The following is a 566-nucleotide window of genomic DNA, read 5'->3' on the forward strand; positions in this document are numbered from 1 at the left end:
GGCCACCGCCCCGCCGGCGAGGAAGGCGGCCGCCGCCGTGCCGTGGTCGGTCCCGTCCGTGCCGTTGGGGTGGGCGGTGCGGCCGAACTCGGTGGCGACCGCGACCACGGTCTCGCCCCAGGCGGGGCCGAGCTCCGCCTTCAGCGCGGCCAGCGCGTCGTCGAGGGCCTTGAGGAGGTGGGCGAGGCGGCCGGAGGCCGGCCCCTCCGCCGCATGGGTGTCCCAGCCGTCGAGCGCCAGGGTCGCGATCCGTGGGCCCTCGGGCCGGGCGAGCACCCGGCCCGCCGCCGCCGCCAGGGTGGCGTAGGACCGGCCCGGGCCGCCTCCGGCTGGTCCTTTGGGAAGCATCGCGTCGAGGCGGTTGCTCTCCGTCAGCGCCGCCAGCAGGTGCGGGTCGCGCTCGCCGTAGAGGCGCTCCAGCCGCATCACGGTGTCGTCGAGGGGCGTGCGCAGGTCTCCGGGCGACCAGCTCATCACCGGGGCGGGCCCGCGCATCACCAGTGGCACCGTCGCGCCGCAGGCGAAGAGGTCGCGTCCGCGGGCCGGTCCGGCGGCCGGGAGCAGGC

Annotated in this window: 1 protein-coding gene; it reads right to left on the minus strand. The window is 78.4% G+C overall.

Going from position 1 to position 566, the window contains the following annotated elements; all coding sequences use genetic code 11:
* The coding region (locus FV222_RS28700; RefSeq protein ID WP_147816509.1) for a DUF1501 domain-containing protein at positions 1-495 on the minus strand (495 nt) is incomplete at its 3' end.
* Between the last annotated feature and the right edge of the window lie 71 nt (positions 496-566).

Origin of the sequence: Methylobacterium sp. WL103 (genome assembly GCF_008039885.1) — a bacterium.
Lineage (GTDB): Bacteria > Pseudomonadota > Alphaproteobacteria > Rhizobiales > Beijerinckiaceae > Methylobacterium > Methylobacterium cerastii.